The 14,577-nt window shown below is 40.0% G+C and carries 10 protein-coding genes and 1 tRNA gene; 7 read left to right on the top strand and 4 right to left on the bottom strand.

The features are described from left to right. Positions 1-38: 38 nt before the first annotated feature. Genes hemJ through hemE form a run of 3 tightly spaced genes read right to left on the bottom strand, consistent with a single transcriptional unit; the run spans position 39 to position 2,304 of the window. A complete protein-coding gene (gene hemJ / locus H3T57_RS06610) occupies positions 39-488 on the bottom strand; it encodes a protoporphyrinogen oxidase HemJ (RefSeq protein WP_110439218.1) in 450 nt (149 codons plus the stop codon). Positions 489-490: 2 nt separating this feature from the next. Continuing rightward, entirely contained in the window at positions 491-1,225 is a 735-nt protein-coding gene (locus H3T57_RS06605) for an HAD family phosphatase (RefSeq protein ID WP_198193605.1), read from the bottom strand. A gap of 14 nt (positions 1,226-1,239) precedes the next feature. Further along, positions 1,240-2,304, bottom strand: coding sequence for a uroporphyrinogen decarboxylase (hemE, locus tag H3T57_RS06600; protein WP_198193604.1), 1,065 nt, complete (start codon positions 2,302-2,304; stop codon positions 1,240-1,242). A gap of 468 nt (positions 2,305-2,772) precedes the next feature. On the opposite strand from hemE, the gene H3T57_RS06595 reads away from it, so the two are divergent. After that, on the top strand, positions 2,773-3,213 hold the full coding sequence (locus H3T57_RS06595) for a carboxymuconolactone decarboxylase family protein (protein ID WP_110439215.1): 441 nt from the start codon (positions 2,773-2,775) through the stop codon (positions 3,211-3,213). A gap of 216 nt (positions 3,214-3,429) precedes the next feature. After that, positions 3,430-3,505 (top strand) — tRNA-Ala (locus H3T57_RS06590). 256 nt (positions 3,506-3,761) lie between these two features. Here H3T57_RS06590 and H3T57_RS06585 read toward each other — a convergent pair. Then, positions 3,762-8,756: a type ISP restriction/modification enzyme gene (locus H3T57_RS06585; RefSeq protein WP_198193603.1), complete on the bottom strand. Its 4,995-nt coding sequence runs from the start codon at positions 8,754-8,756 to the stop codon at positions 3,762-3,764. 280 nt (positions 8,757-9,036) lie between these two features. On the opposite strand from H3T57_RS06585, the gene dalD reads away from it, so the two are divergent. The 5 genes from dalD (at position 9,037) to H3T57_RS06560 (ending at position 14,577) form a co-directional block, all read left to right on the top strand. After that, complete coding sequence (gene dalD, locus H3T57_RS06580; protein ID WP_162988620.1) at positions 9,037-10,413, top strand: D-arabinitol 4-dehydrogenase; 1,377 nt, start codon at positions 9,037-9,039, stop codon at positions 10,411-10,413. A gap of 99 nt (positions 10,414-10,512) precedes the next feature. Next, positions 10,513-11,415: a glycosyltransferase family 2 protein gene (locus H3T57_RS06575; RefSeq protein ID WP_198193602.1), complete on the top strand. Its 903-nt coding sequence runs from the start codon at positions 10,513-10,515 to the stop codon at positions 11,413-11,415. Positions 11,416-11,557: 142 nt separating this feature from the next. Then, complete coding sequence (locus H3T57_RS06570) at positions 11,558-12,451, top strand: BadF/BadG/BcrA/BcrD ATPase family protein (RefSeq protein ID WP_122124207.1); 894 nt, start codon at positions 11,558-11,560, stop codon at positions 12,449-12,451. Next, entirely contained in the window at positions 12,451-13,239 is a 789-nt protein-coding gene (gene nagB, locus H3T57_RS06565; protein WP_155566148.1) for a glucosamine-6-phosphate deaminase, read from the top strand. Before H3T57_RS06570 ends, nagB begins: the two co-directional genes overlap by 1 nt. A 36-nt stretch (positions 13,240-13,275) precedes the next feature. After that, on the top strand, positions 13,276-14,577 hold the full coding sequence (locus tag H3T57_RS06560) for a sugar MFS transporter (protein WP_198193601.1): 1,302 nt from the start codon (positions 13,276-13,278) through the stop codon (positions 14,575-14,577).

The following is a 14,577-nucleotide window of genomic DNA, read 5'->3' as shown; positions in this document are numbered from 1 at the left end:
TTGTAACAATTGCTGTAATTAAAAATATTTTTAAAATATTAAAAAGGCTGCACAATAACCATGATAACAATAATAATCATTAATATTGTAGGAATCTCATTCATCCAGCGATAAAATTTTTCAGAATGATGATTGTTATTTGCAGCAAATTGCCGACGCCAACGTGAACAAAACCCATGATATCCTGTTAAGATCAATAAAGCCACCAGCTTAACCACCCACCATTTTGCATGCCAATCAATGATCCCAGGAGTCAAGGCCAATAAAATTCCAAATAAAAAAGCCGCCATCATTGCAGGATTAATAATATAACGAAGCAATTTATACTCCATTATTTTAAATCTTTCATTTTCATCTGTTTCTTTGTTTACCTGACAATGATAGACAAATAACCGGGGCAAGTAAAACTGACCTGCCATCCAGGCAATAACTGAAATGACATGCAAAGCTTTTATCCACAGGACATAAGGCAATAGAGAGGACATCATTACTAATGTTCCCTGTTATGCTGAGATTGAACAATTTCCTTTATGATATCGATAGCTTTCTGAAGAGAATCAACACGGATGACCCCTTTATAATTTGGCGCTGCTTTATTTAAATCCCTCAATAACATACAGGCCATCCCCGCATCATAGGCAGCTTTTAAACCTGTATCAGAATCCTCTATAACCAGACATTCATCAGGGTTAACCCCCTCTTTTTCAGCAACATACAAATAAAGGTCAGGAAAAGGCTTTGAATTTCTAACCTCATAAGCAGAATGAATACGATCCTTGGGAAACCACTTCATCAATCCGGTTTTCTCAAATTTTGTTTTCATTTCCTCCTGTGAGGAATTCGAGCCGACACGATAAGGTATTTTCAAATCATGTAGGGTTTGCAGAATTGATTCAACGCCAGGAATTTTTTCCACATTGCCGAACATGCCCTCGACAACCTTTTTATGTGCTTCCTCAGCCCAGTTATCCGGTAAATTCATTTTTGCATGCTTGGCTATCTTTTTTCCGATATCCACCATTTGCACTCCGGTAAATTCTTCACGGGCCTGTTTATCGGTTATGTTCCATCCGTATTGACGAGCTTCTTTTCCCATAATTTCTGCCACAATATGCTCACTTTCAACCAGAACACCATCGCAATCAAAAATAACCAGTTTTAAAGATCCATTAGTATGAACTGCCTGCGGTGCCTGTTGAATAACCTGTTTTATTCTATCATCCATTCCCAATCTCCCAATTATTTCAAATTATGTACAGTGTTAACCAATTCTTCGACATGTTCAATAGGGGTTGCAGGTAATATTCCATGACCTAGATTAAAAATATGCGGCCTGTTTTTCAATTCATGACATAAGCGATGAATTTCCTTCTGAAGCATGTTCCCGCCATATAACAGACACAAGGGATCAAGATTACCCTGGAATCCAACTGTGGGGGATACCTGACGGTTTAAAAAGGATATATCGTTATACTGATCAACTCCAACCGTATTTAAACCTGTCCGTTCAATATAGGTTAGCAGTTGTGTCCCGGACAACCGCGGGAAACCGATAATCGGGACCAGAGGATAGACCTGTCTGATTCTGTCAATGATTTGTCGAGTGGGATCAATGACATAACGCTGAAACAGGGTTGAAGGGAGCAGACCTGCCCAACTGTCAAAAAGCATAATGGCTTCGGCACCGGCCCTTACTTGATGACAAAGATAGGTTGCTGTTGTTTCTGCAAGAAGATCAATGATCTTATCAAACAAGTCAGGATTTTGATAAATCATTTTAAACACAGTTGAAAAATCTTTCGAGGATTTACCTTCAACCATGTAACAGGCAACTGTAAAAGGCGATCCTGTAAATCCCATCAGGGTTACCGATCCAGGTAAGGCTTTTCCAATCGATTCACCATTATTAAGCAATTTATTCAGATTTTGCAAGGTGATCAGGACCGGTTCAATTTTTTCATCAATCTGTTCCGGATGAAGTTTTTTAAGATCCTCCTCCGAATGAATAGGGTGTAAAATAGGGCCTTTTCCTTCAACAAACTGTAATTTTTGTCCCATCGCCCATGGCAGGATTAAAATATCTGAAAAAAGGATGGCGGTGTCAAAAGCAAAACGTCTTATGGGTTGCAATGTTATTTCAATGGCAAGATCAGGTGTCAGACAACGTGTAAGAAAATCAGCCTGTTCCCTTAATTTTCGAAATTCAGGTAAAAATCTTCCTGCCTGTCGCATCATCCATAAAGGGGGTGGCCATATTTTTTCCCCTTTCAGAACTTTCATCAATTTTTTTTCAGATTTTAACATTCATATTCTTTCTTATTCGTCTTGATAAAACAGTATCAAAATTTTTTTTCTTTTTCATGTCCTTTAAAATAAAAAGAAAATTTAAATTTTTTAATATTTGTTTATAAATCCTGTTAGTACTGTGGTACCCGTTATTTAAAAAATGTACCCCATTTTTCCAACAGAGTGTACAGTTTTTAATAGGTTGAATTCATTTAATAAATTTAGATTATCCAGATATTGTTAAACCAAACCTGTGTACAACTCACTGAAAAATAAAAAAGGGTACAATCCCCGGTACTCAGTACCTGACTGTTTTTCTTGAAATTTAATCCCCATGTACCTCATTGTACCCCAATCATAAAATCAGATGAAAAATTGTCGGAATCGATTTGGAAAAACCGAGAATAAAATTCATTGTAAATACATCTTATAATAGGTATTTTTTATTATGGGAAACCAAAATTTATTTTAGAAAGGGAATTTGAGATGGTAGAAAAACGACTGAATTATTTTAAGGCCGCTCCTGAAATGATGAAGGCCATGTGGAATTTGGAAGAGGCTTCAAAAAAGTCAATTCTTCCCGTTTCATTGAGGGAATTGGTAAAGATAAGGGCTTCCCAGATTAATGGCTGCGCTTTCTGTATTGATATGCATACCAGGGATGCCCTGGCTGCGGGCGAGGATTTGAAACGGATCTTGACCCTCAGTGCCTGGCGGGAGACATCCTATTTCAATGAACGGGAACAGGCAGCCTTATTATGGACGGAAACACTGACGCTTGTATCGGAAAAACATGCTCCTGATGAAATTTACAGTCAGGTCAGAAAACATTTTGATGATCAGGAAATTGTAGAGTTGACGGTTACCATTAATGTTATCAATGCCTGGAACCGTTTTGCGATCGCTTTTGCGACCAAACCTGAATAATTGATGAAATCCGGGATGTTTGTTGTTGGTTCAATCAATAATTGCTGTTCGGATGATAGATATTTTCGGATTTTGTTTTGAATATCTTTCCTGAAGTGGAGATTTATCAAAGAAAGCCGGAATATTGTCTGAATTTTCCATCATTTGATAAAAATTAAAAGTTACCATTTTTAACTTGCCATCTACAGGTTTAACCGTTATATATTTTTTTCAAAAGGGGCCATAGCTCAGTTGGGAGAGCGTCTGAATGGCATTCAGAAGGTCAGGGGTTCGATTCCCCTTGGCTCCACCATTTAAATAGGTTGGATATTGCCAATTCCTGACAGATACCTTGTTTTTCCCAAAAAATACATATTTACCTATCATATTCTTGCCAGTTCATGACAGACTATGCGATAAAAAGTGGGTACAAAAATGGGTACAATATTTTGAATTATTAAATTCGCTTTCTTAATAGACAAGTTTCAACGATAATATTCTATCTTTATAACAATTGGTTTCGGAATGATATATGAGGATTGTTCCTTGAATATCATTTCTGTTGACTGTTACAGTTTCAGTTTAGGCAAGGCATTGACAATTTTACTTGTTGCCAGACTGACAGTGATGACACGAAGAAAGAGTTCAAGCGGATATTTTGGATTATGCATGGTTTCAATGGCCCAGTCGTTGGCATCATTGGTAATGCCTGTTTTTTTGTCTGTTGTAACGGATTGGCGTTCCATAACCCATTCCAGGGCCGATTTTCCATTTACGATATAGTCATAGGCCTCCTCAGGTATGTTTCTGATGGTGAAACAGTCATTGTAAATGACTTCCGTTTTCTGGTTCCTTTGGGGGAATCTCATTTTGGTAACGTGAAATTCATGGTCTTTCCCCCCGACAATTCCTGATGGGGTAAGGTTTAACCCATCAATTTCAACCCCGGTGTAACAGTCAACAGTTTCATAATTCAGGTGCAGGTCGGCAAGCATGCGTCCCGCCTGTGTGAAGGCGGTAAAATCATCAAATGACTTGACACGGGGAATACGGGGAAGTTCCTTGGTCAGATTGTCCTCATAACGGTTGCGGTAATCTTCACTGTGAAGCAGGCCGTAAATGTAATAGAAAATATCCTCCCTGGTGATGGCCTGATCGGGATAGGCGGCCTGAAAATGTTTTAGGGCATCATTGGTGATGGCGTCCCGTCTTTTGGGTGTTTCCTTTTCCAACAAATCATTTTCACAGGGGGAAATGTCATAGAGATATAGGGGAAAACACTGGCCGTTGGCTTGTAATTGTACATCTGGAATAACATTGCATATTATACAGCTGAATTTTTTTGTAACTCCCAAACCTGTAATACTGATAACTTTATTATCAGTCTGTGCAGTTGGAAAAATTCGCGGCATTTGATAAGTCATGTTATTTAAATATTTGTTAAAATACAAGTAAGATTTGGTGAAAGGACGATATAAAGATTTATATAGGGAGGAAGCATCAAACTGATATTTTTTTCCTTTTTCTAAATCTTTTTTATTTTGACGATCCCATGAAAACCTGGTTGAATCAAAAATGACGAAATCTTCAGCTTTTATAATTTTGGTGGATTGGGGTTGGGCAAGATAGCGATCAACCTCGTCATTGTAGAACTGAATGGAATTTTGGATATTGGCAATCAATTTTTTGGATGAGGCATCATAAACCCAGGCATCTCTATTTGTTTTGATACCGTTAGAATAATTTTCAAAAATACTTATTGTTTGCCTATTTTTTTTATCACCCATGGGAATATAGGCATTGAAATTTGGATCGCGCTGATTGATCCAGTCATTGAACCGGTCAGGAACAATATTGCTCCAGCCGTTGTGTCGGGTGATTCCATCGATATTGCCGAATTTCCGTATTGTTTCCAGTTTTTGCCGACGGGTGAGGTAATCGCCAATATCATGGAAATATATTTGTCCCCTCTGGTTTTGATTGGGGTTTTTAACCAGAATTGAAATGGCAATGGGCGTTAAGCTGCCTCCTTTTCCACCATGAGCGGCAAATAGGGGATGTCCTTCTTTACGGCAACGTTCTCCTGATGTACGTCCATTGCCGCGTAAATGAAAAATATAAAGGCTGGTGAATTCTTCAGCCAGACATTTTCTCAAACCATCACCAGTGTTGCTGTCGATAAAGCTGGCATTGCTGACAAAACCGAGAACACCGCATTCCCTGATTCGATCCGATGCCCAGCGGATGGCCCTTATGTAACTGTCATACAACGCGTTTTTATTGGTTGCCGTTGAATATTTGGCATAGGTTTCACGAATTCTTTCATCCAGGTCTGGATAGGAAAGATTGGCGTTATTGTCATTGGCGGATCCCTGCCCCGCGGAATAGGGCGGATTGCTCATGATAACCTGAATGTCAAGGGCCTGCTGACGGGAAACCCGTTCATTGTTTTCCTTTAGCAGGATATCTTTCCCGATATCCTTTTGCCTGCCTTTCGTCATTCCGAACGTGTCGGTCAGACAGATTCCGGCAAAGGGTGTATATCCCCCTTCCTCCTTTTCTGTTTTGCCAGCATCGTTTTGTTGCGTCATTATACTGTGATAGGTTGATTCAATATTGATCGTGGCGATATAATACGCCAGCAGGACAATCTCATTGGCATGGATTTCATTTTCATATTTGTGGGGTAGTTTGTCCTTTGTGATAATGCCGCTTTGCAGCATCCTTGTGATGAAGGTTCCGGTACCTGTGAATGGGTCAAGAATATGGACATTGGGTTCGGCGAGACTGCTTCCAAATTCGGTTTTCAGGACATGCTCGATGCTGTGGATGATGAAATCCACCACCTCAACCGGTGTATAGACAATTCCCAATCTTTCGGTCATGCGGGGAAAGGCATTGCGAAAGAATTTGTCATATAGCTCGATGATGATGCGTTGTCTGCCCTGTACGCTGTCAATGCCCGTGGCACGCATTTTTACGGATTCGTAAAAGGACTGCAGGGTTGCACGTTCCTTGTCCAGTTTTTCTTTGTCCAGCTGTTCTAGGATTTTCTGCATTCCCTTTGAGATGGGATTGTGCTCGGTAAACCGGTAATGTCCGAACAGGGCGTCAAATACAGGTTTTGTGACCATATGCTGGGCCAGCATTTCAATGATTTCTTGATCATCGAGATTTTGGTTGATATCGTCCCGCAACTCTTTGGCAAATTCGTTGAAAAGATGAATGGCCTGATGATTTTTCGGGTTGTCCAGAATGTGCTGGATGCGATCGATATGGGTTTGGGCAATTTTGGCGACATCATTTGCCCAGTCCTCCCAGTGATGCCGGTTTCCACATTTTTTAACGATTTTGGCATAGAGGGCCCGTTCAATTTCCCCAACCTCGAAGACCAGGTCTCCCTGCCGGTTCGATGCGGGTTGGGAAGCTTGGCCAATAATATGGCTTTTTCTCGCCCTGGCCACTATTTCCTGAGATCTGGTTTGCTTTTGTCTTTTGGGGCCAATCTTGTCGGCAACAGCGATCACCTCTATTCTTGAGGGGGCCTTTCCATTGAATTCCAGCTTGTTGATGGTTGCGTCAAAACGGTCATCATGGGAACGGAGGGCATTTAGAACCTGCCATACAACACGATAGGTCTGATTGTCATCCAGTGCCTTTTCAGGCTCAATGCCTGCCGGTATGACAATGGGCAGTATGACATATCCCAACTTTTTTCCGGGTGCCTTGCGCATAACCCGACCGACGGATTGAACCACGTCCACCTGGGATGAACGGGCTGTCAGGAAAAGAACGGCATCCAGTGCCGGAACATCTACCCCTTCGGACAGGCACCGGACATTTGACAGTATGCGACAGGTATTTTCTGGTATTTCGGATTTCAGCCATTCCAGTTTCGTTTCCTTTTCCCCCGCGTTCATTCCTCCATCAATATGTTCTGCCTCGCAAGTCATGCTCAAGGCCCTGTCCGGAAGTGCGTCAGGATTTTCTTTTGAACGTTCTTCGGTTTCGTGATGTTGATATTGTTCAACAACCTTGCCAAACATCTCGGCGATTAGTTTGGAACTGACTTTGTGTGTCCTGCCTTTATAGGTTGCCTCAATGACCTGGCAAAAGGCAACGGCGCGTTGCATGGGATCCGCCGAATTATCGGGATTTTCATACAGACCCTGTTTAGACAGGGCTTTCCAGCAACCAACAATTTTTGCCGCATCATCAACCTTCAAGGCATTATCCTGATCCTTCAGCAATTCTTGCAGGCGTCTGTTGATGTGGCTTTCCTCCACGGCCAGAACGATGACTTTGTAATCAACCAGCAAGTTCCGTGATACGGCCTGGGAAAATGTGATGACATATAATTCCTCACCATAGATAGCCGGATCATCCATTGAATAGACGACAATAGATTCATCTTTGGCCTTTTTCTTGCTGGCTTCGGCATAAATCCGGGGGGTTGCGGTCATGTATAAACGTTTTTTTCCAAGAATATATTCATTGTCATGAATTCTGACAAATGCGGATTCATCATCTCCCTCATAGGTTGCACCAGTCGTACGGTGCGCTTCATCACAGATGACCAGATCGAATGCCGGAATGGCGTTTTCACCCTGTTGCGCCTGGTTAAGAACCTCGATGGAATGATAGGTTGAAAAAATGACCGTCATGGCTTCGGGATTATTATCAAGGGCCACGTGAAACGCTTTTTTCAGACTTTCGGCATGGGTTGTTGCCGGATATTGCAAATCACTGATTCCCGCAATGACACGGTCATCCTCCCTGGCATGTTTCTTGCCTACATCACTGTCTGAACAGACCGCGAAACTGTTTATTTCAATGGCACTCTCTTGCGTCCATTCTGTAAGGCTCTGACTGAGCAGGGAAAGGCTTGGAACCAGAAATAATACGGTTTTCCCCTTTCCTGCCATGGTTTCGGCAATTTTTAGCGAGGTAAATGTTTTTCCTGTACCACATGCCATGATCAGTTTGCCGCGATCCGCGGTTTTCAGGCCGTGTTGCACGGCTTCCAGGGCGGACGCCTGATGATCAAGCAGCTTTTTCTTGGGTTTTAAAACCGGTTTTTCTTCATGCAAGTATTTTGACCAGTCAATAACACTCTGTTCCAAGTGATGCAGATCGATCTTGCTGACCGGGGGATTCTGGTTTTCCAGGGCATTTTCAGCATTTTCTGTCCATTTGTCAGTCGTGGATATGATATAGCGATAGGTAAAATATTTCTTGCCCGAAGCGGTAAAGAAGCTGTCTATGTCATTTTTGCTGATTGTCCTGTCCGGATCATAGTTTTTGCATTGAAAGGCATGAAGTTCATTATTCAAAGTGACCCCGACCAAATCAATACCCGTGTCCTTTTTATCCGTGATGTTCAGGACCTTTCCATAACAGGATACCCAGTCAGAATAGGATAAAATATCCTTGTATTTATTTTTATAAGCTGGTTCAGTTTTGAAATACTTGATCATCAGGTTTTCAAAACTGGTTCCCTTATCCCGTTCCGTTTGCGTTGTATGACGGAATTGTTCCAGTAAATTCTGTAATGCCGAGGTCATTTTAAATGATGAATACTAAAAAGAAATTAACAAATAATTCAAATTATTAAATATGCTTACCTTTTTGAAATAACATTGTTGGTAAATATCGTTCCATTCCATCAAATTATTTTGATAAATCAATTAATTTATTAATAATCGGTCAATTGATTATGATTCGCATTGTCTAAAATATTTATTAATTATTTCAATTGGTTATATAATATGTTTTAATACAGAACATAATCTCATTCACAATGATCCTGCAATATTAGGTACAATCATCTCAAGGGGTTCAGTCATGACAAATATATGGATGCATATTGGTATTGGTTCTTTTCAGCGTGCCCATCAGGCATGGTATCTTCATCGTTTGTTACAGGAAAATACCAGGGAAAAATGGATTGTGGCGGCTGGGGGGATACGCAAGGATACGGCTCCGTTGTTGGACGCCCTGTCAAAACAGGATGGTCAGTATATATTGGAAACCGTCACCCCAAAAGGTGAACGGGATTATGAAAAAATCACATCTATTCAAAAAATCCTGCCCTATGATGATAAAATGCAAGGCCTTGTTGAACAGGGGATCAGGCCTGAAACAAAAATTATCGCTTTTACCGTTACAGAAGGTGGATATTATCTGGATACCAATCATCAGCTTGATAAGAGCAGCAGGGATATCCAGTCTGAACTCAAGGGTGAAATCTGCACGATTTATGGTGCCTTAAAGGCAATTCTAAAGGAAAGAATTAGAAAGGGTGGCCAACCTGTCACCCTGTTAAGTTGTGATAATTTACGTCACAATGGGGAACGTTTCAGAAACGGGTTTATCGAATTCCTGAAACTGTCTCGGGAAGACCAGTTGCTGGAATGGGTAAGGAAAAACACTTCCTCTCCAAATACTATGGTGGATCGTATCACCCCCCGCCCCTCAGCCGATTTACCGGAACGGGTATATGGGGCCACGCATTTCAGGGATGCCGCCCCCGTTATGGCGGAATCATTCATTCAATGGGTTATCGAGGATCATTTTATCGATGGTCGCCCCGAACTTGAAAAAGTCGGGGTTGAAATGGTAAAATCGGTTGATCCATGGGAAGAGGCAAAAATTCGTATCCTGAATTCAAGTCACAGTTGTGTCGCTTGGGCGGGAACCTTGGCAGGGCTCTCCTTTATTCATGAGGATGTGGCCAATGCTGAGATCAGGAAAATGGCATGGAATTATGTTACAGAGGACGTTATCCCTTGTCTGACACCAAGTCCCCTTGATTTGGCCAGATACAGGGATGTTGTATTGGATCGTTTTAGTAATCCGTATATAAAAGATACGAATCAACGCGTGGCTGCAGACAGTTTTTCCAAAATCCCGGGGTTTATTACACCCACCTTAACCGAATGTTACGATCGGGGTAAAACACCTGATGCAACTGCCGTTTTACCAGCATTATTTTTTGTTTTCCTAGAAAATTATGTAAAGGATCTAATTCCCTATCAATATCAGGATGGTATTATGGATCAGCAAGCTGTTCACGAAATGTTCAAGGCAGGGGACCCCGTTGCGGAATATGCGGGAGACAAAATGCTGTTCGGGAAATTGGCAGGCAAACCAGAATTTGTAAAATTATTACACAACAAAATTAATTATTTGAGAGATTGGCAGAAAAAAGTTAATAATTAGTTACGAAACCCTTAACCAGCATTAAAGTCTGTTGAGTGTCAATTACACCAGAATTGAGGGTTATTTTAATGAATTTAATTTTGTGAAGTTGATAATTTTATGAAAATTGGTATTGCAATAACTACATTTAACCGGATTGAATATTTAATAGAACAAATACGCCTGATCCAAAAGTTTTCCTTGAATGAATATGAACTGATTGTATGTGACGATGGTTCAACAGATGAAACGGTTGATGTTTTAAACAGGGAAAAAATAAATTACATTACGGGAAAAAACAAGGGTATCGCCTGGAATAAAAACAGGGGGATTTACTACTTGGCCAACTATACACAAGCCGATATGTTTATTTTACTGGATGATGATATTTTCCCAACGATGTATGGATGGGATGTGGAATGGGCAAAGGCAGCCCAAATTCATGGACATGTCACCTTTGTCGTTCCAGAATGGAAGGACAGATTGCTTTATGGTGATTGTAATGCGCAGAATCCGGGCATATCCCCACTAATTGCGGGTTCATGTATCACGGTCAGCAGGGAGGCTTTTCCCCTGGTTGGTTATATGGATAACCGTTTTGGGCGTTATGGACATGAACATACGGATTATTCAACAAGATATGTTAAATCTGGATTTGGGGGAATTATCAGGGAAGATAATTCCATCGTTTATGCGGTTATGGATAGTGGATTAAAATTGATGCCCATTCCCTCAACAGGTTCCCCAGAAGAAGCAAGAAATAATGAAAAAACGTTAAATGACCTAAAAGAGGAGCCGCTTTTCCGGTACCCCTGGTTTTCACGAAATCAAAAACAGGAATTCCTGAATGATTTAAAAGATAAAAGTCAAATAGTTCATTTAAAAGAATGGGACATTATTCGTGAATTTGATCAGGATTTTTATCTGGAAACCTATCCTGATGTAAAAGCGGCAGGTATTAACCCTGTTCAGCATTACATTCTTTATGGATGTAAAGAAAATCGCAAAATTAAACCAGAATAATGAAACGTATTTATTATCTTCTATTGGAATTTTAAAAGTTAATAATTAATTAATAAATGAGGGGCTTATAAAGTAAATAAATTTTTTTTATTTGTTAAATTTTTTATTTGCTTAATCGACGAATAATCTAGATTGGGTGACTATGAAAAAAAAACAAGATTTATTAATCAGTATTGATGGTGGAGCCACTAAATCCATCATACAAATTTTTACAGCTGATGGAAAATTTTTATTAGAAAATAAAGGGGGACCAGCGAATATTGCGAGTAACACGCAAGAAAGCTGGTTTTCTATTAAAGAAACTCTGGATAACAGTTTAAAACAATTGGATATTACACCAGAGGATGTTAATTTATATGGAGGTGCTGGTCTGGCCGGAGCAGAGGTTCCTGTTGCCCGTGAAAATTTTAGGAAATTATGCACAGGTTTTGAAAAATTTATTTTTGAAACAGATGCTCATACATCATGTCTAGGTGCGCATAAAGGTAAAAATGGCGCGGTTATTGCCATTGGAACAGGGACAGTGGCCTATGCCATTTTCAATGATAAACATAAAAAATTAAGCGGCTGGGGTTTTCCGCAGGATGATCAAGGAGGTGGAGCCTGGCTGGGATTGCAATTGATATCTGACATGTTGCAACGTATAGAGGGACGTAAGCCGGAAACCGATTTAAGCAGAAAATTATATAACCATTTAAAGCGGCAGGGAGAGGATCCAATGTTGTGGGCAGTAAGAGCGCAACCACAAAAATTTGGTTCTTTGGTTCCATGGCTGATTGAGCAAGCGGAAACTGGATGTTCTGACGCAAGTTTATTCTTGGATAAAGCAGCGGAAATTATATCTGATTTGGCTTTGGCATTACTAAAAGACGAATATGCGGATCTTCCTCTGTGTTTATTAGGGGGACTGGCAAATATTTTCTTATCTCGATTATCTCCAAAAGTGCGTGAACATATTATTCCTGCTCAAGGTCAATCTTTAGATGGTGCCTATTATCTGGCGCTTCAAGCATATAAAAATAAGGAAGTACATTAATGGAAGTCATTATTCGCCCAGATGCAGAGAAAACAGCACAGTTGGCGGCAACTTTTATTGCCCAGAAAATCAAAGAAAAACAAAAGATTGTTTTAGGACTGGCAACGGGTCGAACCATGGAACGGATTTATGCAATTTTGGTCCAGATGCATAAAAATGAAGGGCTGGACTTTTCCGGATGTCATTCTTTCAATCTAGATGAATATATTGGTTTGTCCGCAGAAGACCCCAATTCTTATCGTAGCTATATGGATTATCATTTATTCAGGCATGTGAATATTGATTTGAAAAATACACATGTTCCAAACGGTATGGCACAGGATGTGCATTCTGAAGGTAAACGTTATGAAGAAGAAATTCGTAAAGTGGGCGGAATAGATCTTCAATTGTTAGGTATTGGTGAAACCGGTCATATTGGTTTTAATGAACCCTTGTCCGCGTTAATGTCACGAACCAGGGATAAAAGCTTAACCCCTCATACACGTCAACAAAATGCAGAAATGTTTGGAGGAGATCCGGAAAAGGTTCCCAGTCGTGCAATGACCATGGGTGTTGGTACGATTTTGGAAGCGCGGTCAATCCTATTGGTTGCCTTAGGAGAAAGCAAAGCATCAATTTTGGCAAAGGCAGTTGAGGGACCTATCACTTCGATGATTAGTGCGTCTGCACTACAACTTCATTCTGCATGTAGGATTCTGGTTGATGAAGCGGCAGCCTCTCAATTGTCAGGTCGCCAATATTATGATTGGGTTTTCCAAAACGAACCTGAATATGCCCAATATCGTTAAAAATAACAATTCAAGGCGTGGATAAAAGGAAAATATATGTCTGATCAGATATCGCCTAATGTTCCTCAGAATACGACAAAACCTCTTATTATTGTAGGTGTTCTTTTTTTTGTTATTGGATTTTTTACTTGGATTAATAGCCCTCTAATCCCTTTTGTAAAAGTTGCTTTTTCGCTTGATGATTTCAATGCTTTTTTTGTTTTATCTGCTTTTTACATATCCTTTTTTGTTTTTTCACTTCCCGCCTCATGGGTGTTAAAAAAGACAGGCATGAAAAATGGCTTGTGTATTGCATTGATTGTCATGGCAATAGGTGCATTAATTTTTGGCCAGTTTATAAAATCTCATTGGTATATTGGGGTTTTAATAGGTTTATTTATTATTGGGGTTGGATTGTCGTGTCTACAAACCGCTGTAAATCCTTATGTTAGTATTTTGGGGCCTATTGAAAAAGGTGCCCAAAGGCAGGCAATAATGGGTATTTGCAATAAGGGTGCTGGTATTCTTGCCCCTGTAATCTTTGGAATGTTTGTTACAAATATCAGTGGCATCCAGGAACGTATTGATGCCGCCAAATCCATTAGTGAGAAAACGCAAATTATATCTGTTTTTGCTGATAAAGTTTATTATCCATATATGGGAATGGCATTGATTTTGCTTTTGGTTGCTTTTGGAATTTATCGTTCGACTTTACCAGAAATCAACAATGAAGATGATGGACAGCAAAAAGGAAATAGTGGTGGAATTCCTACCTCTCCTCGTTTATGGTTTGGTGTTTTGTGTATATTTACCTATGTAGGTATGGAAGTTTTGGCTGGAAGTGCCATCGGTACTTATGGATCAGATTTTCATATTTCTCTCGATATTACCAAGTTTTTTTCTTCTTTTACCCTTTCTGCAATGTTGGCCGGTTATTTTGCAGGAATTATTATTACCCCTAAAATTCTTTCTCAAGAAAGTTATCTGGTTGTATCCAATGTTTTAGGCATTATTTTTGCTATTGGTGCATGGTTGACCACCGGATATATTTCAATTACTTTTATCGCTCTATTGGGATTTGCCAATTCAATGATGTGGCCCGCTATTTTTCCAATTGCCATACGTGGTTTGGGTGAACGAACAGCTAGTGGTGCAGCTTTAATGGTAATGGGGATTTGTGGAGGTGCTGTTATTCCGCAAATTTACAGTTATTATACGAAATTTATTGATTTTCAAACGGTTTTTGCAAGTATAGCCATTATTTGTTACACGATTATGGGTTTATATGGCATTTATGGTTATTTTGACCTGAAAAGAAGCAAAGCATCTCGACCTGTCATTATTAATGAGGGTGCATAG

This window comes from Commensalibacter sp. W6292M3 (assembly GCF_016101315.1).
In the GTDB taxonomy this organism is placed as follows: domain Bacteria; phylum Pseudomonadota; class Alphaproteobacteria; order Acetobacterales; family Acetobacteraceae; genus Commensalibacter; species Commensalibacter melissae.
The sequence above is the reverse complement of the archived record's forward strand: the minus strand, read 5'-3'. Positions and strand labels throughout refer to the sequence as shown.